General features: G+C 65.7%; 21 protein-coding genes. 16 read left to right on the top strand and 5 right to left on the bottom strand.

Features of this window, described 5'->3' with window-relative positions; translation table 11 throughout:
* Nucleotides 1-334: 334 nt before the first annotated feature.
* Nucleotides 335-1,366, top strand: a complete 1,032-nt coding sequence (locus QX041_RS18670; protein WP_315752279.1) for an alpha/beta fold hydrolase — start codon at nt 335-337, stop codon at nt 1,364-1,366.
* A gap of 14 nt (nt 1,367-1,380) precedes the next feature.
* Nucleotides 1,381-2,340 carry a fatty acid desaturase family protein gene (locus QX041_RS18665; RefSeq protein ID WP_316166220.1) on the top strand — a complete coding sequence of 320 codons (960 nt, stop codon included), beginning with the start codon at nt 1,381-1,383 and terminating at the stop codon, nt 2,338-2,340.
* A 292-nt stretch (nt 2,341-2,632) separates the two neighbouring features.
* On the opposite strand, the gene QX041_RS18660 is transcribed toward QX041_RS18665, so the two are convergent.
* Entirely contained in the window at nt 2,633-4,693 is a 2,061-nt protein-coding gene (locus QX041_RS18660; RefSeq protein WP_316166219.1) for an ATP-dependent helicase, read from the bottom strand.
* Nucleotides 4,694-4,889: 196 nt separating this feature from the next.
* Between QX041_RS18660 and QX041_RS18655 the strand changes: the two genes are divergently transcribed.
* The 10 genes from QX041_RS18655 (at nt 4,890) to QX041_RS18610 (ending at nt 15,727) form a co-directional block, all read left to right on the top strand.
* Nucleotides 4,890-7,202 carry a Tex family protein gene (locus tag QX041_RS18655; protein WP_315752276.1) on the top strand — a complete coding sequence of 771 codons (2,313 nt, stop codon included), beginning with the start codon at nt 4,890-4,892 and terminating at the stop codon, nt 7,200-7,202.
* 150 nt (nt 7,203-7,352) lie between these two features.
* On the top strand, nt 7,353-7,997 hold the full coding sequence (locus QX041_RS18650; protein ID WP_316166218.1) for an NAD(P)H-binding protein: 645 nt from the start codon (nt 7,353-7,355) through the stop codon (nt 7,995-7,997).
* A 241-nt stretch (nt 7,998-8,238) separates the two neighbouring features.
* Nucleotides 8,239-9,216 carry a TRAP transporter substrate-binding protein gene (locus QX041_RS18645; protein WP_410051878.1) on the top strand — a complete coding sequence of 326 codons (978 nt, stop codon included), beginning with the start codon at nt 8,239-8,241 and terminating at the stop codon, nt 9,214-9,216.
* Between the two features lie 35 nt (nt 9,217-9,251).
* Nucleotides 9,252-11,267 (top strand): HAMP domain-containing methyl-accepting chemotaxis protein, encoded by a 2,016-nt coding sequence (locus QX041_RS18640; protein WP_316166453.1) that lies wholly within the window; start codon nt 9,252-9,254, stop codon nt 11,265-11,267.
* A 59-nt stretch (nt 11,268-11,326) separates the two neighbouring features.
* The gene (locus tag QX041_RS18635) at nt 11,327-12,019 is read left to right on the top strand and encodes an alpha/beta family hydrolase (protein WP_316166217.1); all 693 of its coding nucleotides are present in this window, start codon (nt 11,327-11,329) and stop codon (nt 12,017-12,019) included.
* A gap of 107 nt (nt 12,020-12,126) precedes the next feature.
* Nucleotides 12,127-12,432: a hypothetical protein gene (locus QX041_RS18630; protein WP_316166216.1), complete on the top strand. Its 306-nt coding sequence runs from the start codon at nt 12,127-12,129 to the stop codon at nt 12,430-12,432.
* Nucleotides 12,429-12,608, top strand: coding sequence for a hypothetical protein (locus QX041_RS18625; RefSeq protein WP_316166215.1), 180 nt, complete (start codon nt 12,429-12,431; stop codon nt 12,606-12,608). Before QX041_RS18630 ends, QX041_RS18625 begins: the two co-directional genes overlap by 4 nt.
* A 481-nt stretch (nt 12,609-13,089) precedes the next feature.
* Complete coding sequence (locus QX041_RS18620; RefSeq protein ID WP_316166214.1) at nt 13,090-14,091, top strand: ABC transporter substrate-binding protein; 1,002 nt, start codon at nt 13,090-13,092, stop codon at nt 14,089-14,091.
* A 42-nt stretch (nt 14,092-14,133) separates the two neighbouring features.
* On the top strand, nt 14,134-14,907 hold the full coding sequence (locus QX041_RS18615; RefSeq protein ID WP_315825493.1) for an ABC transporter ATP-binding protein: 774 nt from the start codon (nt 14,134-14,136) through the stop codon (nt 14,905-14,907).
* Nucleotides 14,900-15,727 carry an ABC transporter permease gene (locus QX041_RS18610; RefSeq protein ID WP_315825492.1) on the top strand — a complete coding sequence of 276 codons (828 nt, stop codon included), beginning with the start codon at nt 14,900-14,902 and terminating at the stop codon, nt 15,725-15,727. Before QX041_RS18615 ends, QX041_RS18610 begins: the two co-directional genes overlap by 8 nt.
* Before the next feature lie 10 nt (nt 15,728-15,737).
* Here QX041_RS18610 and gtdA read toward each other — a convergent pair whose 3' ends face one another.
* Nucleotides 15,738-16,775, bottom strand: a complete 1,038-nt coding sequence (gtdA, locus tag QX041_RS18605) for a gentisate 1,2-dioxygenase (RefSeq protein ID WP_315825491.1) — start codon at nt 16,773-16,775, stop codon at nt 15,738-15,740.
* A gap of 102 nt (nt 16,776-16,877) precedes the next feature.
* Here gtdA and maiA point away from each other — a divergent pair, with 102 nt between their 5' ends.
* Nucleotides 16,878-17,510 (top strand): maleylacetoacetate isomerase, encoded by a 633-nt coding sequence (gene maiA, locus QX041_RS18600; protein WP_316166451.1) that lies wholly within the window; start codon nt 16,878-16,880, stop codon nt 17,508-17,510.
* Complete coding sequence (locus QX041_RS18595; RefSeq protein ID WP_316166213.1) at nt 17,500-18,009, top strand: MarR family transcriptional regulator; 510 nt, start codon at nt 17,500-17,502, stop codon at nt 18,007-18,009. Before maiA ends, QX041_RS18595 begins: the two co-directional genes overlap by 11 nt.
* 38 nt (nt 18,010-18,047) lie before the next feature.
* Here QX041_RS18595 and QX041_RS18590 read toward each other — a convergent pair whose 3' ends face one another.
* The 3 genes from QX041_RS18590 to QX041_RS18580 form a co-directional block, all read right to left on the bottom strand.
* Nucleotides 18,048-19,661 (bottom strand): benzoate-CoA ligase family protein, encoded by a 1,614-nt coding sequence (locus tag QX041_RS18590; RefSeq protein WP_315715283.1) that lies wholly within the window; start codon nt 19,659-19,661, stop codon nt 18,048-18,050.
* Nucleotides 19,658-20,797: an FAD-dependent monooxygenase gene (locus QX041_RS18585; RefSeq protein WP_316166212.1), complete on the bottom strand. Its 1,140-nt coding sequence runs from the start codon at nt 20,795-20,797 to the stop codon at nt 19,658-19,660. The genes QX041_RS18590 and QX041_RS18585 overlap by 4 nt, the downstream gene beginning before the upstream one ends.
* Before the next feature lie 112 nt (nt 20,798-20,909).
* Complete coding sequence (locus QX041_RS18580) at nt 20,910-21,863, bottom strand: RimK-like protein (protein WP_316166211.1); 954 nt, start codon at nt 21,861-21,863, stop codon at nt 20,910-20,912.
* Between the two features lie 288 nt (nt 21,864-22,151).
* On the opposite strand from QX041_RS18580, the gene QX041_RS18575 reads away from it, so the two are divergent.
* Together QX041_RS18575 and QX041_RS18570 are read left to right on the top strand one after the other, a co-directional pair.
* Nucleotides 22,152-22,925, top strand: a complete 774-nt coding sequence (locus QX041_RS18575) for a ferredoxin--NADP reductase (protein WP_315715287.1) — start codon at nt 22,152-22,154, stop codon at nt 22,923-22,925.
* A 210-nt stretch (nt 22,926-23,135) separates the two neighbouring features.
* Nucleotides 23,136-24,701 carry an acyl-CoA synthetase gene (locus QX041_RS18570; RefSeq protein WP_316166210.1) on the top strand — a complete coding sequence of 522 codons (1,566 nt, stop codon included), beginning with the start codon at nt 23,136-23,138 and terminating at the stop codon, nt 24,699-24,701.
* The last annotated feature ends 162 nt before the right edge of the window (nt 24,702-24,863 follow it).

Here is a 24,863-nt window from a genome sequence, read left to right as displayed (position 1 = left end):
TCCCCAGGGAGAGCGCGAAGCAGCTGTTAAGACCATCGCGCAGGGAAGGCCGGGATGTTCCAGCCGAACCTGTGGTTCCTGCCGCCTGCATTTTTTTCGCAGGCGGGCCATGGGGGCGGCGAGCTCCCGGTCTTCCCTGCGCCCTCACGTTTCAGAGGGCACGCGATCCGGACAAAGCTCGGGCTTGAGCGGCCGCGAGGGTACGAACCCATGGCCTCGGCTGATGCGATTGCCGCCCGCGCCTCCTGCGCGGTCATGCCATGCCAAAAAATGGGCGTGTGGCCCGGCCGCGCATCACCTAGGCTCCGTTCATCGATCACACGGGATGACGTGCATGGCGGCGGGCAGCGACTATCAGATCTTCGAGGCGGGCGACGTCGTGCTGCAATCGGGCGTGACGTTCCCGTCGCTGCGGCTCGCCTACAAGACCTATGGCACGCTGAACGCGGCCAAGGACAACGTCATCCTCTATCCGACCTCGTTCGGCGCCCAGCATGTCGACACCGAGTGGCTGATCGCGCCCGGCGGCGCGCTCGATCCGAGCAGCTACTTCATCATCATTCCCAACCTGTTCGGCAATGGTCTGTCGTCGTCGCCTTCGAATACGCGCGAGCTGTTCGGCGACGCGCCGTTCCCGGCCATCAGCTATCACGACGCGGTCGCGGTGCAGCGCCGGCTCGTTGAGGAACAGTTCGGGATCAGCCGGATCGCGCTGGTCTATGGCTGGTCGATGGGCGGCATGCAGGCCTATCACTGGGCCGCCTGTCATCCGGACATGGTGGAGCGTGCGGCGGTGGTGTGCGGCAGCGCGCGCTGCTCGCCCTACAATCACCTGTTTCTCGACGCGGTGAAGGCGGCGCTGATGGCCGATCCCGCGTTTCGCAACGGCCGCTTCGCCGGGAAGCCGGTGGCCGGCCTGCGCGCGATGGGGCGGATCTATGCGGGCTGGGCGATGTCCTACGAGTTCTACCGCGACGAGGTCTGGCGCGAGCAGGGCTTCGGCTCGCAGGAGGACTATCTCGCCGCCACCTGGGACTTGGCCTTCGCGCATCGCGATGCCGACAACCTGCTGGCGCAGATCGCGATCTGGCAGGGCGGCGATATCAGCAGCTGCGCGGCGTTCGGCGGCGATCTGGATCGGGCGCTCGGCGCGATCACCGCCCGCATGTTGCTGATGCCGGGCCAGACCGACCGCTACTTCGATTGGCGCGACAACGAGCGAGAACTCCCCAAGCTCGTGAACGCCCGCTCCGCGGCGCTGCGGCCGATCCCGTCGATCCACGGCCACCGCGCGGGCAATCCGATCCGCATCCCGGCGGACCGCGATTTCATCAACGCCAACGTCTCCGCCCTTCTCCAGAGCTGACACCCGAGCTCGACATGACCGACGTGCCCACCGACGAATTCGCGCCCCGTCCGAAGCGGCTGACACCGCCGGTGCTGCAGCAGCTCTGCACGCGCTCCAACATGCAGGGCGCGCTACGCACGCTCAGCCATTACGGCGCGATCATCGGCGTGGGTGCGCTGATCGGAGCGATCGCATCGACGCATGGTGTGCTCTGGGCGCTGTCCTTGCTGCCGGTGCAGGGCGTGCTCATCGCGTTCCTGTTCATGGCGGTGCATGAGACCGCACACAAGACCGCCTTCGACAGCCGCAGGCTCAACCTCGCGGTCGGCTATCTCTCCGGCTTCCTGATCGGACTGCCTTATGAATATTACTGCCTGTTCCATTGGGAGCATCACCGCCACACCCAGGATCCCCTGCGCGATCCGGAGCTGATCGTCGGCCCCAAGCCGCGCTCCGAGACGCAACTCGCGATTGCCTATTCCGGCCTGGTCCAGGTGGCCGGCCGTCTCAGGCTGCTGCTGAAGCATGCGGTGACCGGCGAGGTGACGGTTCCGTGGGTCCCCGCGGGCCGCCGGGCGATCGTCGTGCGGGAGGCGCGCGCCTATGTCGCGGGCTATGCACTGCTGCTCATCGCCTCGCTGGTGCTGCACAGCGCGCTGCTGCTGTGGGTCTGGGTGCTGCCGCTGCTCGTCGGACAACTCATCCTGCGGCCCTATCTCTACGCCGAGCACACCGGCTGCGATCATGCGAGGAGCGCCTTCCAGAACACGCGGACCACCCTCACCACGCGGTTTGTGCATTGGCTGGCCTGGAACATGCCGTATCACGTCGAGCACCATGCCTATCCGGCGGTGCCGTTCCATGCGCTGCCGAAGCTGCACGCGATCGTCGACGGCGAGATCAAATATCGCGGGCAGGGATACGTCGCCGTGACGCGGCAGACCTGGGCGTGGTTTCGCGCGCAGTGGAAGGAAACGAAGTCTCATCCATGATGAGTTTGGATCCGAGTTATCGCCGCTCGGCCGGTGCGCTCCCTCTCCCGCTTGCGGGGGAGGGCTGGGGTGGGGGCGCCACAACGGCAGTCTTTCCAGAGCATCCCTCACCCGCATCGCATCTCTCGATGCGATGCGACCTCCCCCGCAAGCGGGGGAGGCGCAGACCGACCACGTCGCCAGGGATGTCAGCAAGCCATCGTGCCCGACCGGTGCGCGTCCTCCCGGCACGCCCCTTGTGGGAGAAGTGCAGTGATTGGCGTCGTGTTGATATGGTCGCAGCGACGCTGGCTCACCGCCATCGCTCGCGCATCCGCGCGCCGAGATCGATGCGCGGCCCGGAGCGCGCATATGCCGACCCCGGCTGCGCCCGCGGCCAGCTGGCGCGTTCGAACAGCGGCACCAGCGCTTCCGGAATGAACCGCGTGCGTGAGGCATAGACATGACGATCGCCGCGCACCGGCTGGCCGTGGACGAAGAACCGCTGCGGCACCAGGAGATGCAGATCGTCCTTGGCGCGGGTCATCGCGACATAGAGCAGCCGGCGCTCCTCCTCCAATTCGGCGCTGGAGCCGGCGCCGAGATCGGACGGCATGCAGCCGTCGACGACGTTGAGGACGTGCACGGAATTCCACTCCATGCCCTTGGCGGAATGGATGGTGGAGAGGATCAGATAGTCCTCGTCGAGCAAAGGCACGCCGGACTGATCGGAGGTGGCGTCGGGCGGGTCGAGCGTCAGCTCGGTGAGGAAGCGCTCGCGCGACGGATAGCCGCTCGCGATCTGCTCGAGCTGCAGCAGGTCGGCGGCTCGCACCTCCGCATCCTCATGAACGCGCTCGAGATGCGGTTGATACCAGTGCCTGACGCGCTCGATATCTCCGGGCCATTCCGAGACGCGCAACTGCTCCAGCGTGCGCACGAACGCGGTCCAGTCATCGCCAGCGCGCGCCGGTGCGGGCTGCTCGCACAGGCGCGCGATCGGATCGGCACTGTCGCTGGCGGCATCGAGCAGCCGCTGCGCCGACGCCGGGCCGATGCCCGGGATCAGATGCAGCACGCGGAAGCCGGCGATGCGGTCGCGCGGATTGGCCACGAAGCGCAAGCAAGCCAGCACGTCCTTCACGTGGGCGGCATCGAGGAACTTCAGCCCGCCGAACTTCACGAACGGGATGTTGCGGCGCGTGAGCTCGAATTCCAAGGGACCGCTGTGCGACGACGTGCGGAACAGCACGGCCTGTTGCTTCAGCACAATGCCTTCCTCGCGCTTCGCCAGCACCTGCTCGACGATGTAGCGCGCCTGGTCGGTCTCGTCGCTGACCGTCACGAGCTGCGGCTTGCGCGGGCTCGTGCGGTCGGTCCACAAATTCTTGGTGAAGCGCTCCCGCGCCAGCCCGATCACGCCGTTGGCCGCCGTGAGGATCGGCTGCGTCGAGCGGTAGTTGCGGTCCAGCGTGACGATGTCGGCGCGCGGACTGAACTGATCGGGAAATTCCAGGATGTTGCGCACGGTGGCGGCGCGGAAGGCGTAGATCGACTGCGCGTCGTCGCCGACCACCGTCAGTCCCGCGCCGTCGGGCTTCAAGCCGAGCAGGATTTGCGACTGCAGCCGGTTCGTGTCCTGATATTCGTCGACCAGCACGTGGTCGAAGCGATCGCCGATCTCGCGCGCGATGATGTCGTCCGCCATCATCTGCGCCCAGTACAGCAGCAGGTCGTCGTAGTCGAGCACGGCATTGGCCTGCTTGGCTTCGACATAGGCCGCGAACAGGCCCTTCAGCTCGCCGGCCCATTCCGCGCACCACGGAAAATGCCGTACCAGTGCCTCGTCGAGCGGCATGTCGGCGTTGACGCAGCGCGAATAGATCGCGAGGCAGGTTCCCTTGGTCGGGAAGCGTCGCTGCGTGTTGGACAGGCCGCGTTCGTGCCGCACCAGATTCATCAGGTCGGCGGAATCCTCGCGATCATGGATCGTGAACACAGGGTCGAGGCCGACGCGCTCGGCGTAGTCGCGCAGCATCCGCGCGCCCAGGCCATGAAACGTGCCGGCCCAGGTGAGCGCGGCCGTGATCGGCTCGGCCTTGCCGCCCAGCACCTTGCGGGCGATGCGCTCGACCCTGCGGCTCATCTCGCTCGCCGCGCGGCGCGAGAACGTCATCAACAGGATACGGCGCGGATCGGCGCCATTGACGAGCAGATGTGCGACGCGATGCGCGAGCGTGTTGGTCTTGCCCGAGCCCGCGCCGGCAATGATCAGCAGCGGCGGGCCAGGCGCGGCGCAGGCACCGCCATGCTCGACGGCGCGGCGCTGCTCCGGATTGAGATCGTCGAGATATGTCGCAGCCGTGGCCTGCACGAATCGTCCCTCAGCCTGCAAGAATCAGTGATTTGCGCCGCATGTGCAACGCGATGGCCCGGTCGCGGCAGCGTTTTACATGATTCGCAACCGGTCTTTTTTGTCACGGTTGCCCACAGAGCGTCTGCCAGCCGCTTGCGCTGGCGCGCGTGCACTCCTATCCAATCAGCCCCGTCACGAATCTCGGAAGAACACCGTGTCGAATTTTGCCTCCATCATCGCTGCTGAGCTCTCAGTCAAGGATGCCCAGGTCCAAGCCGCGATCGACCTGCTCGACGGCGGCGCGACCGTGCCGTTCATCGCGCGCTATCGCAAGGAGGCGACCGGCATGCTGGACGACACGCAGTTGCGTACGCTGGAGGAACGGCTGCGATATCTGCGCGAGATGGATGCACGGCGCACCGCGATCATCGAGAGTATCAAGGCGCAGGGCAAGATGACCCCCGAGATCGAGCTGGCGCTGGCGACCGCCGACACCAAGGCCCGGCTCGAGGACATCTATCTGCCGTTCAAGGAGAAGCGCCGCACCAAGGCGCAGATCGCGAAGGAAGCCGGGCTCGAGCCGCTCGCCGACATGCTGATCGGTGATCCGATGAAGGCGCCGGAGGTCGAGGCCAAGGCCTTCATCAAGAAGGATGGCGACAACCCGGTCAAGGACGTCAAGGCCGCCCTCGACGGCGCCCGCGCGATCCTGGTCGAACGTTTCGCCGAGCATGCCGATCTCGTCGGCTCGCTGCGCGAGGAGATGTGGACCCGCGGCGCGGTGAAATCGTCCGTGCGGCATGGCAAGAAGACCGAGGGCGCCAAGTTCGCCGACTACTTCGATTTCTCCGAGCCGTTCACCAAGCTGCCGTCGCACCGCATCCTGGCGATGCTGCGCGGCGAAAAGGAAGAGGTGCTGCAGCTCGATTTCGGCGATGGCGAGCCGGAGGATTCGAAGGACCCGACGCTGTATGAGAACCGCATCGCGGTGACCTTCGGCATCTCGCGCCAGGGCCGCCCGGCCGATCAGTTCCTGTCGGACTCCGTGCGCTGGGCCTGGCGCACCCGCATCAAGACCTCGCTGGCGCTCGATATCCGCATGCGGCTGTGGCAGGAGGCGGAGAAGGAGGCGGTGCGCGTGTTCGCGGCCAACCTGCGCGATCTGCTGCTTGCCGCGCCGGCCGGCGGCCGCGCCACGCTCGGGCTCGATCCCGGCTTCCGCACCGGCGTCAAGGTCGCGGTGATCGACCGCACCGGAAAGTTCGTCGATCACGCCACGATCTATCCGCACGAGCCGCAGCGACAGTGGAACGAGAGCATGCTGACCCTGGCGCAGCTCTGCGTGAAGCACGGCATCGATCTCGTCGCGATCGGCAACGGCACAGCGTCGCGCGAGACCGAGAAGCTCGTCAACGATTTGATGAAGCTGAAGCCGGATCTCAAGCTGACCAAGGCGATCGTGTCGGAAGCCGGCGCGTCGGTCTATTCGGCCTCGGAGTTCGCTGCGAAGGAATTCCCCAATCTCGACGTCTCGATCCGCGGCGCCGTCTCGATCGCGCGCCGCCTGCAGGATCCGCTCGGCGAACTCGTCAAGGTGCCGCCGGCCTCGATCGGCGTCGGCCAGTATCAGCACGACCTCAACCAGTATGAGCTCGCCCGTGCGCTCGATGCCACCGTCGAGGACTGCGTGAATGCCGTCGGCGTCGATCTCAACACCGCCTCGGCGCCGTTGCTGGCGCGGGTGTCGGGCATCGGCGAGAGCCTGGCTCAGAACATCGTCGCGCATCGCGATGCCAACGGTCCGTTCCCGACCCGCGACAAGCTCAAGGAGGTGCCGCGGCTCGGACCGAAGGCGTTCGAGCAGTGCGCCGGCTTCCTGCGCATCCGCGATGGCGACAACCCGCTCGATGCCTCCGGTGTCCACCCGGAATCCTATCCGGTCGTGAAGAAGATTCTCGAGACCACCAAGAGCGACATCAAGGTGCTGATCGGCGACACCAAAACCTTGAAGACGCTCAATCCGGCGAAATTCGCCGACGAGCGCTTCGGCGTCCCGACCGTGACCGACATCATCAAGGAGCTGGAGAAGCCCGGCCGCGATCCGCGCCCGGAGTTCAAGACCGCGACCTTCCAGGAGGGCGTCGAGAAGATCACCCATCTCAAGCCCGGCATGATCCTGGAGGCGACCATCACCAACGTCGCGGCCTTCGGCGCCTTCGCCGATATCGGCGTGCACCAGGACGGCCTGATCCACATCTCGGCGATGTCGGAGAAGCGCATCAACGATCCGCGCGAGGTGGTGAAGCCGGGGCAGGTCGTGAAGGTCAAGGTGCTCGACGTCGATGTGCCGCGCAACCGCATCTCGCTGACGCTTCGGCTGTCCGATCCGCTGCCGGCCAAGGGCGAGAAGCGGACCAGCGCACGGCCGCCCGCGGGGCGCATGACCTCGCGTGAGGAGAAGCCGTCTGGCGGCGGCGCGTTCGCCGCGGCGATGGCCAAGGCCGCAGAGCGGCGCAAGGGCGCCTGAGGCGAATGGTGACGAGGCGCCGCGGAGGGAATGTCTCGTCTGCGGCGTCATATCTGCGGCGCCATGGCATTCGGCGTCGTGTCGTTGCGGTCTTCCCTATCTCCGCGGCCAGGCTTACCTTGGGCGGCGAGTTGTGAGTGGGGACCGCGCATGACGAACCGGACCGTGATCATTGCCGGCGCGACTGGGCTGGTGGGACGGGAGCTGCTTCGCGGTCTGCTTGCCGACCCGGCCGTGGATCATGTGCATGTCGTCGGCCGCCGCGCGCCGACTGACCATTCGCCCAAGCTGACGGCGCATGTCGTGGATTTCACTGCGCTGCCGTCCCTGCCGCTGGCCGACGAGCTCTACCTGGCTCTCGGGACCACGATCAAGGTGGCCGGGAGCCAGGCCGCCTTCCGCGCCATCGATCACGACGCCAACCTCGCCGTCGCCAAGGCCGCGCTCGCGAGCGGCACTAGGCGCGTTGGTCTGGTCAGCGCGATGGGCGCCGACAGCAGGTCGCCCGTCTTCTATAGCCGGGTGAAAGGCGAGCTCGAGGACGATCTGACCGCGTTGCCCTTCGAGGGACTGGTGATCGCGCGGCCTTCGCTGCTGGTCGGCCCGCGGGCGGAGCTCGGACAGCCGAGTCGTCCGGGCGAGGAATGGGGCAACAGGCTGAACAACATCATCGGCTTCCTGATCCCGGCGAACTACAAGCCCATCGCGGCGGCGGACGTCGCCAACGCCCTGCTGATGGCTGTTCCTACGGTTGCCGGCAAGCGAGTGATGCTGTCAGGGGCCATGCGCCGATGATCGAGCCTGCCGCTCTTGCGTAGCGGCCTGGTCTCGCTATTTACGGTAAATCGAAATCTGATATCGCGCCGCGCCTCAGGCTCGGATCGACTAGTCGACTCCCCTCCGTGGTTTTACGGCTCTCTCGCATGCGACTATCAGCGAGTGAATGGCTGGAGCGGGCAAGACGGGAATCGCATCTTAACATCTTAACCATATATCGCTGTTAGTTGTGCATCGAGGAAAAACAGCCCGGTGTTTCATGCGCAGACAGCTGCTTGAATTTTGCTTCTTGGCATTGATGGGAACCCTGCTCGGATCCCAAGCGGCGACGGCGTCTCCGCGAATGGTGTCGCTGGTCTACAACTCGCAGATTCAGAACCCGCAGCAGGTCGGGTCGGACGAATTTCGCGTGAAGCTGCAGGCGTTGGCCGGCAAGCGGCTCATCATTGATGAGCGTGCGGGCAACGCATTCGGCAGCGAGGCGGCGGTGCTGGCTGCAACCCGGAGCGGCGCAGTGGACGTGGCCGTGGTGTCCGGCGGCATCGCCAGCGCGGTGGTCCCCGAGCTTGGCGTCTTCGACATCCCGTTCCTGTTCCGCGACACTGCGCATGCCAAGGCGGTTGCGCAAGGGCCGGTCGCCGCCGCGATCGGCGCCAAGTTCGCCGACAAGGGACTGGTGCTGCTGGCGCTGGGCAAGCAGGGCTTTCGCAATCTCACCAACTCGAAGCGCCCGGTCCGTACCGTCGATGACGTCAAGGGACTCAGGATCCGCGTGATCCCCAATCCGGTCTACCAGATGACTTTCAAGGCGCTCGGCGCCGACGTGATGCCGATGGATTTCCCGCTGGTCTATGCCGCCCTCAAGGACGGTCGGCTCGACGGTCAGGAAAATCCGGTTGCCACCATCGCGGCCAATCGCTTCGACGAGGTGCAGAAATATCTGACGCTCACCGGGCATTTCTTCGCGCCGATCGCCTTCGTCGCCAACCGCGCGATGTTCGACCATCTCGATGCGGCGGATCGTGATGCGCTGGTTGCCGCCGCCAAGGCGGCTGCGGAGGTCACCTGGCAGGCCCAGCTCGATGCGCAGAAGCTCGATGAGTTGCGCAAGACCGGCATGGAGGTGATCGAGACGTTCGACCGCAAGACCTTCGTCGATGCGGTCAGGCCGCTCGATGCCGACTTCGAGAAGCGCTTCGGCAAGGAGCTGCTCGCCACCATCAGGTCCACTCCGTGAAACAGCCGGGCAAATCGATGAAATTGTCTTCTCTGATGTCTTGGATCGGCGTCCGCCCGCGCATCTTCGGCGGATTCGCCCTGATCCTGAGCTTCCTGGTGTTGCTCGGCGGCTTCGCCATGGTCCAGGTCGGCCGCATCGGCGGCACCGTGGATGAACTCGTTACCAGCGCGGCCGGGGACGCCGGCATGTCGCAGGTGCGTGCCGCGCTGCTCGGCGCCAACGGCGCGGTCGAGAGATTCGTCCGGACCTGGAACGTCGGTGACAAGGATGCGGCCAGCAAGGCCATCGACGCTGTCGGCGGTCTCGCCGATCAGGTCGAGAAGCAGTCCGGCAGCCTGAAGGTGCTGGCTGACGGCGTGGGGCCGGTACGGAGCGCGCTGGCGGCCTACCGCTCATCGTTCGTCGCCGCGGCCGAGGCCGTGGACCGCCTGCGGGCGGCGACGACCAAGACCGACGCATTGGGCGCCGTTGCCGGCATCAACATGGGCGGCATCCAGGTTGCCCTTGCCAATCGTGCGGGCAGCGAGCCGCTGATGAATCCGTTACGCCTGGCCAGCGTCGTCGACGCGGTTCGCATCGCGATGATGCGCTATACTAACACGTTATCGAATGGCGATGCCGACGATGCCAGGCTCACCTTCGTCTATGCGAAGCTCGCGATTGCCGATACGGAGGCCGAGATCGCGGGTGTCGATGATGCCAAGCTGAAGGCGCTGGTTGCTGCGCTGAAAGAGGCTCTCACGGCGGATGCCGCCGCGCTCGAGGACGTGATCAAGGTGGCCGCTGACCTGCGCGCCAAGCAGGCGGAGCTCGCCAAGGCGAGCGCCTCGATCGATACCCAGGTCAGCCAGATCAACCGGCAGCTTGGTACCGCGCGTGCAGAGCAGGCCGCGAGGACCGGCGTCGCGGTCGAAGATACCAAGCAGACCGTGATCGTGACCGCAGCCGCAGCGGTGATATTCGGAGCGGTGCTGGCTTGGCTGATCGGCGCCAGCGTGTCGACCCCGATCCGCGGCATGACCGACCGCATGCAGTCGCTGGCGGCCGGCGAATTGGATCAGCCGATTCCCGGCGGCGAGCAGCGCGACGAGATCGGCCGGATGGCGCGCGCCGTGGAGATTTTCCGTGACAACGCGCTTGCCGTGCGCCGCATGGAGCAGGAGGCTGCGGCACAGCGTGAAGCTGCGGAGGCCGAGCGCGCCCGCATGATGTCCGATCTGGCTGGTCGATTCGAGCAGGGCATGCAGGGTGTCATCACCGGCGTCGGCGGGCGTGCGACCGAGATGGGCGAGAGCGCCAGCGAGCTGGCGCGCGTCGCCGAACGCGGCCGTGGCCTTGCGGAAGCGGTCGCCAGCCGGGCCGAGCAGGCCTCCGTCAATGTGCAGACCGTGGCCTCGGCGACCCAGGAGCTCGCGGCCTCGATCAGGGAGATCTCCTCCCAGGTCCAGCGCTCGGTCACGGTGTCGACCCGGGCGACGCACGAGACGCAGCGGACATCCGAGCTGATCGACGGGCTGTCCAGCGCGGCGGAGAGGATCGGCACCATCGTGCAGCTGATCCAGGCGATCGCGAGCCAGACCAACCTGCTGGCGCTCAACGCCACCATCGAGGCGGCGCGCGCCGGCGAGGCCGGCCGCGGATTTGCGATCGTCGCGAGCGAAGTGAAGAACCTGGCGTCGCAGACCGCGCAGGCGACGGAGCAGATCTCGAGCCAGATCGCGACCATCCAGAGCGCGACGCAGGAGACGGTCGGCGCGATCGCCCAGTTCGGCACGACCGTGCGGGAGATTGCCGAGATCTCCAATGCGATCGCCGCCGCGGTGGAGCAGCAGGGGGCGGCGACCAGCGAGATTGCCCGCAACGTCGAGCAGGCGGCCAGCGGTACGGCGGCGGTCACGCAGGAGATCGGCGACGTGCGCAACGTGGCCGGGCAAACCGATGCCGGCGCTGAAGCTGCGCTGGCGGCGGCCGCGGCGCTGCAGCAGCAGGCCGCTTCGCTGAAGAGCAATGTCGCCGACTTCCTGCAGACGATCCGGACCGCGGCCTGAGCTGCAAAGTCGGTGGCGACTGGAGTTGACGCAAGGAGCGCAGGCTCACACTCTGGGGCATGACCGGGTACCAGCCGCGTTCCCTTGCGTTTCCCGTCGACGGCGCGGACGTCGTGTCCGCGCTGTTCATGGCCCCGCCGCGGCCGCGCGCCTGTTTCGTGTTCGCCCATGGCGCGGGCGCCGGCATGACCCACGTCTTCATGAACCGAGTGGCCGCAAGCCTTGCCGCGCGCGGCATCGCGACGCTCCGCTTCCAGTTTCCCTATATGGAGAAGGGCAGCAAGCGCCCTGATACGCCCGCGCTCGCCCACGCCGCGGTGCGGGCTGCCGTGGCGGAGGCCGCGCGGCTCTGTCCGGGGCTGCCGCTCGTTGCGGGCGGCAAGTCGTTCGGGGCGCGCATGACGTCGCAGGCGCAGAGTGCAGCGCCGCTGCCAGGCGTGGCCGGGCTCGTCTTTCTCGGCTTTCCGCTTCACCCCGCCGGCAAGCCCTCCATCGCGCGCGCCGATCATCTCGATGCGATCGAGGTCCCGATGCTGTTCCTGCAGGGGACGCGCGACAAGCTGGCGGAGATGGAGCTGCTCGCGCCCGTCGTGAAGCGGCTGGGACCGCGCGCGACCTTGCATTGGATCGATCAGGCCGACCACGCCTTCCACGTGCCTGCGCGCTCCGGCCGGAATGATCAGGCCGTCATGGAGGACCTGACGGAGGCGTTTGCGGCGTGGCTGGAGACTCTCGAAGCGTGTGCCGGCTGACGCGCCGAGCGCCTCTTTCGGAAAAAATGGCATGAGAACAAAAATAGAACTTTTCTGCCGCCGGAGGTTGAGGCATAGTCCTATTGAAAGGTAGGGGAGGGGGTTCGATGAAGTCAGCAGTGGTGGCGCTATCGGTGTGCGCGCTTGGCGTGCTGATGATCTCTGCAGCTCCATCGCTCGCCGATGCCAGGCTGACCGGCATGGTGGTCGTGAAGGGAACTTGCCAGAAGCTCATCGTCGCGGGAAAGGATCGCAGCTCGGAATGCAAGGGCGCGCTGCTCAATACCGACTATGACGATCAGCGCACCGGCTTCTACTTCACCTTGCTCGACGGCAGCGTGGTCACGTTCTCGAACCGCGGCGATCTGCAAGAGCAACCCGGCCTGACAAGTTCGTCACGCCGGTCGACATGATGATCATTGGCCAAAGTCGCAAGACGATCAACAAGGTGACGGCCAAGGGGCAATGCCGTCACGGCAATCCATTCAAGGGACCCGACCTGCTCGAATGCACAGCCGACAGCGAGATCGGCCGTTTTGAAGGGCTATTTCTGTCCAATGGCGAGAAGCCGGTGATGCAGACCTTCTGAGGCCGTTACCCCTGCGCACAAGCAGGATGGGCCAGCAGGAGAGCTCGTCGCGGCGTCGCCGGTCGTCACTCGCGATCGTACGGTCCACGCGGCAAAATCCGGCCCGCTCGGCAATATCCACTTTGTCAGAAGATCGCGATGAAAAAGACAGCTTCATCCGTTTGGCTGCTGGCCCTCGGTGCGGCGAGCCGCCGGCCATGTCGGTCCGTGCAGAGGACGGATTGAAAGGGATCGAGACGTTTCACGGCCCCTGCAGGAAGCTCACGGTCGCGGCAAAGGACCGGACCGCCGATTGCAAGGGCGTTTAGCTCAATACGCGTTACCGTGACGGACGAGGCGGCTTGGAGCAAGACGCCCGGCCTCTGAGGCTGCGATCTCCCGACTCCCGAAAATTTGGCGCGACATCAAGCGCGAAATATTGCAACAAGTCGGCGTCGTGGGTGAGGCCGGGCGTGCGGGTCGCCAGAACTTGGAGAGTGTGATGTTCCGATACGTTGGGGTCGTCCTGGGGCTGCTCTGGAGCCTCGTATCGATCAGCACCGCGCTGGCCGACGACGCCAAGCTCCGGATCGGCGTTCTCCGGCTGTCCTCGTCCGCGCCAGTGTTCATCGCGTTGGACAAAGGCTATTTCCGCGAAGCTGGACTGGACGTCGAGCTGAAGTTTTTCGATGCAGCGCAACCGATCGCCGTGGCGACGGCCACCGGCGACGTCGACGTCGGGGTGACCGCCTTCACCGCAGGACTGTATAACCTCGCAGGCAAGGGCGCGTTGAAGATCATCGCCGGTATGAGCCGTGACCGCCCGGGCTTTCCGCTGATTGGCTACTTTGCCAGCAACAAGGCCTATGAGGCAGGTCTCAGGACGCCGAAGGACATTGCCGGCAAACGCGTGGCGATGACCCAGGTCGGGTCGAGCTTTCACTATTCGGTGGGGCTGCTGGCCGATAAATATGGCTTCAAGCTCGCCGACGTGAAGATCGTGCCGCTGCAGTCGATGTCCAACATGTCGGCGGCCATCAAAGGGGAAACCGTCGACGCGGCGCTGATGCCGGTTTCGGTGGCGCGCAAGCTGATGGAGGAGGGCGCCGTCAAGCATCTTGGCTGGGTCGGCGACGAGACGCCGTGGCAGGTCAGCGGCGTGTTCGCGGGGCCGAAAATCTTGGCCAACACGGCGCTGGTCGGTAAGCTGCTGGCGTCGCTTCAGCGCGCCGAGCGCGAGTATCATGATGTCGTGCTCGCCTCGGTCAAGGACGGCACCGCCGCCATCGACGACAAGACCAAGCCGTTGCTCGAGATCATCGGCAAGTACACGAACCTGCCGGTCGAGCAGGTCGTGGGCAATTGCGCCTATATCGATCCCGACGGCAAGCTCGATGTGAAGAACATCGACAGCCAGATCAAATGGCTGCAGGCTCAGGGGTTCGCGGACCAGGGCTATGATGCGGCCGCGATCATTGCCAAAGGCTTCGTGAAGCCGGATTGATGAAGGCAGGCGCAGCGCGGGCCTGCAGCGGGATCGCTTGACATGGACCTGATCGCCGAGACCATCAGCCACCGTTTCGACGCGCTCGATGTGCTCGATGGCGTGTCGTTCACGGTCGGAGCCGGCGAGGTGGTCGCCCTCGTTGGGCCGTCCGGCTGCGGCAAGAGCACGCTGCTGGCAATCCTCGGAGGGTTGTTGCAGCCAAGCAAGGGACAGGCGGTGCTGCGCGGAGCTCCGCCGCCCGGCAGCCTCAATCCCCTGACGTTCGTGTTCCAGGACTTCGCGCTGCTGCCGTGGGCAAGCGTCGCCGACAATGTTGCCTTTCCGCTCCTCCATACATCCCTGTCGACGCAGCAGCGCGCCGCCGCCGTCGACGATGCGTTGCGGCGAACCGGCCTGGCAGACTTCCGGACCGTCTATCCCAAGCAGTTGTCGGGCGGCATGCGACAGCGGGTCGGGATTGCCCGGGCGCTGGCGGTCCGCCCGGCGATCCTGCTGATGGATGAGCCGTTGTCGGCGCTGGACTCGCAGACCCGCGAACTGCTGATGGAGGACTTCGTCGATCTGCTCGCCGACGGCACCATGGGCGCGGTCTATGTCACGCATAATCTCGAGGAGGCCGTGCGGCTCGCCGACCGCATCGTCGTGCTGTCGCGTCGTCCCGGCCGCATCCGGAAGGTCGTCAGCGTCCCGGCGACGCGGCGCAGCCGCGGCGATGCCGGAGTACGCGCGCAACTGCTGGACCTGCAGAACGAGCTCTGGGGGCTGATCCGGACCGAGGCAATCGATGCCGAGCGCGAGGTTCAGAATGCTTGAACGCTCCCCGGCCGGAACGCCTGAGGTCGTCGGCAAGCAGAGCCGGAAAGTGCCGTTCCGGGGCGGCGGCTTCACGCCAGCCGCAAGCCGATGGGCCGGCTGGCTCGCGCTCGCGGCGGCTCTCGGCCTGTGGCAACTCATCGGCAGCCTCGCACTGGCCAACCCATTGTTCCTGCCGGCGCCGCTGACGATCTTGCGCGCCCTGTATCGATTGGCCGAAAGCGGCGCGCTCTGGCAGCATGTCTCGGCATCGTTCGTGCGCATTGTATCCGGCTGGGCGCTCGGCACGGCCACCGGCATCGTCGTCGGCTTCGCGATCGGCCTCTGGCGCATTGCGCGCAGCATCGGCATCACGTTCGTCTCTGCGCTGTTTCCGATTCCGAAGATCGCCGTGCTGCCGCTGCTGATTCTTTGGCTCGGCATCGGCGAGCAGCCGAAGATCGCGACGATCGCGCTGGGCGTGTTCTTCTCGACCACGATCTCGGTCTATAGCGGCGTCGATGCGGTGCCGCGCAACCTGATCCGCATGGCGCAGAGCTTCAACGTGCCGTTCCCGACCATCGTCCGCCGCGTGATCTGGCCCGGCGCGCTGCCGTCGATCCTCGCCGGTTTCCGCATCACCGCGTCGGTCGCGCTGATGCTCGTGGTTTCGGCGGAGATGATCGGCGCCGAGACCGGCATCGGCACCTTCGTGCTGCAGGCCGGCAATCTGATGCAGACCGATCAGCTGATGGCGGGGATCCTGATCCTGTCGCTGTTCGGTCTCGCCGTCGGCCGGCTGATCAGCATGCTCGAAGCGCGGCTCCTGCGCTGGCGCTGATCCGGCGGTGTCAGGCGTTGCCGCGGTCTTCCCGGAACAAGTCGAGCTTCTCCTGCACCGGGCGATCCGAGAACGAGAACAGTACCGCATCCTCGTCCGGCTCATGGCTGACCCATTGCCAGCTCGGAACGACGAACAGGTCGCGCGGGCCCCATTCGAAGGTCTGGTCGCCGATGCGGCTGCGGCCCCTGCCTTCGATCGCGGTGAACACGGTCGCGTCGGTCGAGCGATAGCGCGCAGTCTTGAAGCCCTTCGGCAGCAGCTGGATGAAGGTGCCGATCGTCGGCATCGCGAAATCACCCGTCTCCGGGTTGGAGAATTTCAGCTTCAGCCCGTGGCAGGCGTCCCATTCCTCGCTCCGCTTCGCGTTCTCCAGCGCCTCGCGCGTATAGGCGTAGGGATAGTTGAAGATCGGCGATGTCCTGGATTTGCGCTTCGCATCGACCGGCAGCAGATTGTGGCCGTAGCGGGCGAAGCTGTCGCCCGCGGGGCGCGCGACCTTCTGCTGGTCCTCCTGCGCGCCTTGCGCGAACGACGCGTCGAGAAACTGCACCAGGGGAATGTCGAGGCCATCGAGCCAGAACATCGGCTCGGTGGTCTCATTGCCGTGATCGTGCCAAGTCATCGACGGGGTGATGATGAAGTCGCCCGGCTCCATCAGGGTGCGCTCGCCCTCGACGGTCGTGAAGGCTCCCTTTCCTTCCAGCACGAAGCGCAATGCGGACTGGCTGTGCCGATGGGCGGGCGCAACATCGCCTGGGATCACCATCTGAACGCCGGCATAGAGCGATGTGGTGATCTTGGACTGCCCGCGCAGTCCCGGATTCTCCAGGATCAGCACGCGCCGCTCGGCTTCCTTCGCCGTGATCAGCCGCCCGGCTTCGACCATGTAGTCGCGGATCGCCGCGAACTGCCACAGATGCGGGCGGCAGGCGCTCTTCGGCTCGGGCGTGATGAGATCGCTCATCACGGTCCACAGCGCCGTCATGTTTTCGCCGTCGATCTTCTTGTAGAACGCCTCGCGCTCCGGTGTCGAAACCGCGGCCATGCGCGCCTCCCATGATCAGATGTCGTTCTTGATTGACAGTATACTGCCAATTTGATTACCGTCAAATACAACCAGAGCTGTCGCATCGGGAGGACTGCCATGATGAAGCTGCACGGCTATTTCCGCAGCAGCGCATCCTATCGCGTCAGGATCGCGCTCAACCTCAAGGGTCTCACGGCCGAGCATCTGCCGCATCACCTCCGCAAGGGCGAGCAGCGCGCGCCCGCCTATCTCGCGCTCAATCCGCAGGGTTTGGTCCCGGCGCTCGAGGACGACAGCGGCGCCACGTTGATCCAGTCGCTTGCGATCATCGAATGGCTCGACGAGACTCATCCCGAGCCGCCGCTGCTGCCGAAGGATCCGTTGCGACGCGCCCAGGTCCGCGCCTTCGCGCAGGTGCTCGCCTGCGACACCCATCCGGTGCAGAACCTGAAGGTGCTGGCGCGGCTCCGGGAGCTCGGCCTGCCCGAGGACAAGGTCACGGCCTGGGCCGGCTGGGCCAACCGCGAGGGGCTTGCTGTCTGCGAAGCGCTGATCAAGCATGAGCCTGGCCCATTCTGCTTCGGTGCGGCGCCAACCTTGGCCGATCTCTGCCTGGTGCCGCAGCTCGGCAATGCACGCCGCTTCGGCGTCGATGTCGCAGCGTTTCCGCGCCTGCTGCAGGCCGAAGCCGCGGCGAAGGCGCTGCCGGCCTTCGCCGCTGCTGCTCCGGAGCGTCAGCCCGATGCCGAGTAGGCCGGCCGACATCACGATGGACGCAGTCTACACCAAGCCGGGCTATCTGTTCCGGCGGATGCAGCAGATTGCCGTGTCCATCTTCGTCGAGGAGTGCCGCGAGTTCGACCTGACGCCGGTGCAATATGCGGCGCTGGTCGCGATCCAGACGCACCCCGGCATCGATGCCACCAGGCTGTCGGCGGTGATCGCCTTCGACCGTTCGACGCTCGGCAGCGTGATCGAGCGGCTGGAGAGCAAGGGCCATATCGAGCGCAGGCCGTCGGCCGAGGACAAGCGCGTCAAGCTGCTTTATCTGACCAGGGCGGGCGGAGCCCTTCTCCGTGCGATCATGCCGGCGGTCGATCGCGCCCAGGCCCGCATGCTGGCGCCGCTGAAGGCCGCGGATCGCAAGATGCTGATGGCGTTGCTGGCGCAGCTCGTCGATCTCAACAACGAGGTGTCGCGGGTGCCGCTGCGCGCCGAGGATGCGCTGGAGCATCTCGGCAAAACCGGCTGATCGCGGAACTCCGCAGTTGTCGGGCGCAAGGCGTAGGCTCACAGCCGCATCACCGCCTGACGATCGATCTTGCCGGTGCCCGTCTTCGGCAATTCGTCGATGAAGACGATCTCGCGCGGATATTTGTAGGGCAGCAGTTTCGCCTTCACGTAGTCCTGAAGCGCCTTGACGGTCGGGATTTGGTCGGGGGATCCGCCGTTGGTGACCACCACGGCCTTCAGGCTCATGCGACGATCCGGCAGCTCGTGCGCAAACACGGCGCATTCTCTGATATCGGGATGCTCGGCGAGGCAGAGCTCGACCTCGAGCGGATAGACCCATTGGCCGGAGATCTTGACCAGGTCGTCGGCGCGGCCGCGGAAGAAATGGAAGCCGTCGGCATCGCGCACGAAACGGTCGCCGGTGTAGATCCAGCCGCCATCGCGGATCGTCTCCGCGGTCTTGTCCGGACGGTTCCAGTAGAGCGGCGTGTTGGAGTCGCCGCGTACCCAGAGAATGCCCTCTTCGCCGTTGGCGACCTCGCGTCCTTCGCCGTCGCGCAGCGCGATCTCGTAGCCGGGAACGCGCAGTCCGGCGGCGCCGAGCTTCTTGCGGTCCTCGCGGTTCGAGAGATAGACGTGGAGAACCTCGGTCGAGCCGAGACCTTCGACGATCTCCAAGCCGGTCAGGCTCTTCCAACCGTTGAAGACCTCGGCCGAGAGCACCTCGGCCGCAGAAACCGCGAGCCGCAGTGACGAGACGTCGGCCTGCTTCGCACCCTCGGCCTTGGTGAGCGCGGTGTAGAGCGTCGGCAGGCCGAAGAACACGGTTGGTCGGAAGCGGCCGATCGCATCGAAGATGGCGGCGGGTTTCGGCTGGCCGGGCAGCAGCAGCGTCGTCGCTCCGGCCGAGAATGGAAAGGTGATCGCATTGCCGAAGCCGTAGGCGAAGAAGATCTTGGGCACCGAGAAGCAGATGTCGTCCGGCTTGAGCCGCAGCACGTTGCGGGCGAACGCCTGCTCGCTATAGGCCATGTCGTGCTGCAGATGGACGATGCCCTTGGGGCGTCCGGTGGAGCCGGACGAATACATCCAGAATGCCATCTCGTCGCGGTGGGTGTCGGCCTCCGCCAACTGATCGGTGAAGTTGGGCAGCCACGCATCGACCGCGACCGTCGTTGCGACGGCGGTGGCCGGCGCCTCGCCATTGACGACGACCAGTGTACGCAGCGCGGTCTCGGCGCAGGCCTGTGCGTCGAACCGTGCGGCAAACTCGGCGTCGGCGACCGCGATCTTGGCGCCGGAATCAGCGAGATAGAATTGCAGCAGATCCGGCGGCGTCAATGTGTTGATCAGCAGCGGCACGAAGCCGGCGCGCACTGCGCCGAAGAACGCGGCCGGATAGGCCGGTGTATCGTCGAGGAACAGCAGGACCCGGTCGCCGCGGCTGAGCCCGAGCGCGGTGAAGCCGTTGCCCCAACGGCAGGCGTCGGCACACAGCTCGGCATAGCTGCGCTGGCCGGCCGGACCGATCAGCGCAGTCTTGTTGGCGTTGCCCTTGGCGAGGTTGTCGAACAGCACGCGGCTGGCATTGTAGCGGGCGGGAATTGCGAAGCCGATCTCGCGCGCGCCGGCGCTGTCGCGCGGAACCTGGTCGGCGATCTCTCTGGTCATGCGCGTGCTCCCGTGCTCCGAGATGCCTCGTAGCGGGCCATGAACTGCGGAGCCATCGCGCGCAGCCTGGTCTCATCGATGCGCCCGGACCGGGTGATGTAGCTGTAGGCAAAATCCAACAGGCTGAGCGTCATGTGAGCCGGGAAGGACTCATACCAGTCGCTGCTGGTCCGGGCCGCCGTCACCAGCTTCTTCACGATCGGCTGGCGCTCGGCCTGATAGCGGGCGAGGCCGTCCGAGAGGCTGGTCTCGGCATCGAGCGCCTTGGCGAGCGCGATCGCGTCCTCGATCGCCAGCCGCGTCCCGGAGCCGATCGAGAAGTGCGCCGTATGCAGCGCGTCGCCGATCAGCACCATGTTCCGGTGCCACCAGTGCTCATTCCAGACCCAAGGGAAATTGCGCCATACCGATCGGTTGGAGACCAGCGCGTGACCATCGAGCGTGGCGGCGAACACCTGCTCGCAGACGCGCCGGGATTCATCGACCGACATCTCGGCGAAGCCATGGGCGTGCCACGTGGCGCGATCGCATTCCACCAGGAACGTGCTCATGTCCGGCGAATAGCGATAATGGTGCGCGTTGAAGCTGCCGCGGTCGGTCGCGACGAAGGTCTGCGACAGCGTGGCAAAGGTCTTCGACGTGCCGTACCATGCGAACTTGTTGCTGGAGTAGGAGACGGAGAAGCCGAAATCGCCTTCGAAGCTGCGGCGAACCAGCGAGTTCAGCCCGTCGGCAGCGACGATGAGGTCGTAGCCTGCGAGCTGGTCCAGCGACTGGATGGTCGTGCCGTAGCGGGCGACGACGCCCACGCTCTCGGCGCGGGCCTGCAGCAGCTTCAACAGCTCGAGCCGGCCGATCGCGGAAAAGCCGACGCCGTCGATCTCGACAGTCTCGCCGCGCAGATTGAGCGTGATGTTGTGCCAGCTCTCCATGTGCGGCGCGATCGCGTCCACGGTGTCGGGATCGTCGGCGCGCAGGAATTCGAGCGCCTGATCGGAGAACACGACGCCAAAGCCCCAGGTCGCCCTGGCCGGATTCTGCTCGAACAGATCGACCACGGCGGCGGGGTGCCGCTTCTTCCAGAGATAGGCGAAATACAGCCCGCCAGGGCCGCCGCCGAGCACGGCGATGCGCAAGGGCGTCCTCCACATTGACAGTATACTGTTTATTTTGGATCGGAGACTAATCCCTCATCTCGATCGAGGCCAGGGAAATCTTATTGCTGGAAATCGGGCCAGCGGCCGCAAGTCATCCCGACCGGCCTCTGCCGAAGATCGCGTCGAGCGCGGCGAAATATGTGCTTTCGACCAGCTCCGGCGCATGCCGGCCGAGCGCCTCCATCTTCACGCCCGAATTGATCTCGAGCACCTGCCAGTGTCCATCGGCCAGCACGAGGTCGACCGATGCGTAGCGGATGCCAATGACGCGTGCCGCCGCGGTGGCGAGTGCGGCACAAAGGTCCCGCTGCGCGCCTGGTTCGAGCAGCACGGGCTGAGCTCCGAATTCGAGATTGTGCCGCCAGCTCAGCAGGCGCTGCTCGCCGCGCGGCACGACGGCGCGCCAGGCCGACGCGTCGAATTCCGCATCGAGGTGCCGCAGGAGTTGCGCGTGCCCCGTGGCCGGAGTGGCCGCCAGCGCGAGGGCGAGCAGCGGCTTCACGCCGTCGCCGGCCACGATGGGGCGCTGCTTGCGGTAGACGATCAGGGACGCGTCATCGAGCTGCACGACACGGACTTCGTCGACGATGTCCATGAGCGGCGCGATCGCGACATTCGCGCCGGTCTCGAAGATGCTGTTCACTGCGCGCAGCAGGTCATCCTTCGCCGTGACGCGGACGACCGACCGTCCAGAGGTCCCCTCGTTGGGCTTGACCACCAGCCCGCGCGGATGCGTTTCGAGCAGCGCCAGCGCGGCCTCGGCCGTCTGCCCGGACTGGCCGCCGAGGGCCGGCGCCAGAAAGAATGCGTGTGGAACCGCGGCAATCCCGTCGGCTCTCAGCAGCGCCGAGGTCGCCGCCTTGTCACAGGCCAGTCTGTGCGCCACCGCACTGTTCAGGCCGAGATCATAGCCGAAGATCAGGTGACGCCGGGTGGCATCCTCGAGCACCAGCAGCCAGCCGTCCTCCCGCACGTCGAGCGCGATGCCTCGTTCGGCGCAGTAGCGGGTGATGGCGGCGAGCTGGGCCTGCGGATGGTTAATCATTGCTCAAGGATTGGGCCAGAGATGCGGAATTAAAGTGCTGGAAAATCGGAATATCGGCAAGTAAATTACCCATATCGTTTGTGTACGAACGAACAGCCGATCGAGGCGAATCCGGACATCAGCCGGCATGCATTTGATCGTGATCAATGGTGCGTCCATGCGGGTTGATTATTCGCTGTTTTCACGTACATCAGGCGCCGAAATCGCTGGATCTATAGGGGTTTTGCGGTCCTGCCTCCGTCACGACTTGCTTCTTCCAACTTCAGCCCACGTGAAAAAACAAACGACATGAGCGCGTTCTATAAAGAGAAAGTTCTTTCCGTTCACCACTGGACGGACACCCTGTTCTCCTTCCGAGCCACCCGCGATGCGGGCTTCCGCTTCCAGAATGGTCAGTTCGCGATGATCGGCCTCGAGGTCGAGGGCCGCCCGCTGCTGCGCGCCTACAGCATGGCCAGCGCCAATCACGAGGAGGAACTCGAGTTCTTCAGCATCAAGGTGCAAGACGGCCCGCTGACCTCCCGGCTGCAGAAGATCAAGGAAGGCGACACCATCCTGGTCGGCCGCAAGGCGACCGGCACGCTGATCCCCGACAACCTGCTGCCCGGCAGCCGGCTTCTGCTGCTGTCGACCGGCACCGGCCTTGCCCCGTTCGCCAGCCTGATCAAGGACCCCGACGTCTACGAGCGGTTCGAGAGCATCGTGCTGGTCCATGGCTGCCGCCAGGTCGCCGAGCTCGCCTATGGCGAGAGCGTCGTCGCCAAGCTGCGCGAGGACGAGTTGTTCGGAGAACTGCTCGACGGCAAGCTGCAGTATTATCCGACCGTCACACGCGAGCCGTTCCGCAACCGTGGCCGCATCACCGACCTGATCTCGTCGCAGCAGCTGTTCAACGATATCGGCCAGCATGAGCTCGATATCGCCAAGGACCGTATCATGATGTGCGGCAGCCCGGCGATGCTGGAGGAGCTCAAGACCATGTTCGAGTCGCGCGGCTTCCTCGAAGGCAGCGGCAACGAGCCGGGCCATTTCGTGATCGAGAAGGCCTTCGTCGAGCGCTGAGCCGTCGCCCCTTCGTCTCCGACTTTTCTGAAAGAGCGCCTCGACGCAATCGGGGCGCTCTTTTCGTTGGCAATATCCTCCTTGCGCGTTTCGAAGCGGCTGTGCGATTTTCGGCAGCAAGACCGGACCTGCAGACGTCCGGCGCGACACAGGGAGGGGACTTGGATTGCCTGAGCGGCGGCCATCCCCGATACAATAAGGGGTACGGCCATGGATTCCATCGTTCGCAGACAGACGCTCGGTGACCTCCTGCGGCGGAGCGCGGCGCGCACGCCGGGAAAGACGGCCGTGATCTGCGGCGAGGTCAGCTGGACCTACGCCGAGTTCAATGCCATCGTCGACCGCCTCGCGGCCGGCCTCGCCATCCGCGGTGTCGGCAAGGGCGAGCGCGTGGCCATCCTCGCCCGCAATTCGCATGCCTTCGCGGCCTTGCGCTTCGCGCTGGCGCGGCTCGGCGCCGTGCTGGTGCCGATCAACTTCATGCTCAAGCCCGAGGAGGTTGCCTACATCCTCAAGCATGCCGGCGCGCGGCTGCTGGCGACCGACAGCGGCTTTGCCGGCGTGGCCCGCGCCGCCAAGACGCTGGTGCCGGCGGTCGAGCAGATGATCTGGCTGCCGTCGGAAGGTCCGAGCGAGCGGCAAAGCGACATGATCGACTTTGCGGAGCTCGCGGCGTCGACGGCGACGGTGCCTGCCGTCGAAATCGCCGGAAGCGACGTCGCGCAGATCGTCTACACCTCTGGTACGGAGTCGCTGCCGAAGGGCGCCATGCTCACCCATGACGCCGTCATTTGGCAGTATGTGAGCTGTATCGTCGATGCTGGCATCGCCGCCGATGACGTCACCCTGCACGCGCTGCCGCTGTATCATTGCGCGCAGCTCGACGTGTTCTTCGGCCCTTCGATCTATGTCGGCGCGACCAACATCATCACGGCGTTTCCGACGCCCGACAATCTGCTGCCGCTGATCGCGAAATATCGGATCACATCGTTCTTCGCGCCGCCCACCGTCTGGATCTCGATCCTGCGCTCGCCGCTGTTCGAGACCACCGACGTATCCACCTTGCGCAAGGGCTATTACGGCGCCTCGATCATGCCGGTCGAGGTGCTGCGCGAGCTGGCGCAGCGGCTGCCCAAGGTGCGGCTGTGGAATCTCTACGGCCAGACCGAGATCGCTCCGCTGGCGACGATGCTCGGACCCGAGGATCAACTGCGCAAGCCAGGCTCCTGCGGCCGCGCCGTGCTCAACGTCGAGACGCGGGTCGTCGATGACGACATGAATGATGTCGCACCAGGCGAGGTCGGCGAGGTCGTGCACCGCTCGCCGCATCTGATGCTCGGCTACTTCCACGACGACGAGCGCACCGCCGCCGCCTTCCAGGGCGACTGGTTTCACTCCGGCGATCTCGCGACCATCGACGGGGAAGGCTACATCACCATCGTCGATCGCAAGAAGGACATGATCAAGACCGGCGGTGAGAACGTCGCCAGCCGCGAGGTCGAGGAGGCGCTCTATCTGATCCCGGAAGTGTCGGAGGTCGCCGTCGTCGGCCTGCCGCATCCGCGCTGGGTCGAGGCCGTTGTGGCGATGGTCGTGGTCAAGTCCGGCTGTGAGCTGACCGAGGCGGCCGTGCTCGAGCAGGCTTCGGCCAGGCTGGCCTCGTTCAAGACGCCGAAGCGGATCGTGTTCGTCGATGCGCTGCCCAAGAACCCCAGCGGCAAGCTGCTGAAGCGGCAGTTGCGCGAGACGCATTCGGGGCTGTTTGCGCAGGGGTAAGCGGCTGCCGTCGTCGAGCAACGCGTAGCGGCGCCGGGAGTCCCGGAGGCCGGCCCGGCGCTGCGGCTCGATCCCGCAGCGCGGCAGTCGATAGAAGGCGGCTATCGACGTTGTGATATGATCGATGGCCGATTGCGCGCGCTTGTGTAACGATTGCTTCGC

The sequence above is a fragment of the Bradyrhizobium sp. SZCCHNRI2009 genome, from assembly GCF_032485115.1.
GTDB lineage: Bacteria > Pseudomonadota > Alphaproteobacteria > Rhizobiales > Xanthobacteraceae > Bradyrhizobium.
The sequence above is the reverse complement of the archived record's forward strand: the minus strand, read 5'-3'. Positions and strand labels throughout refer to the sequence as shown.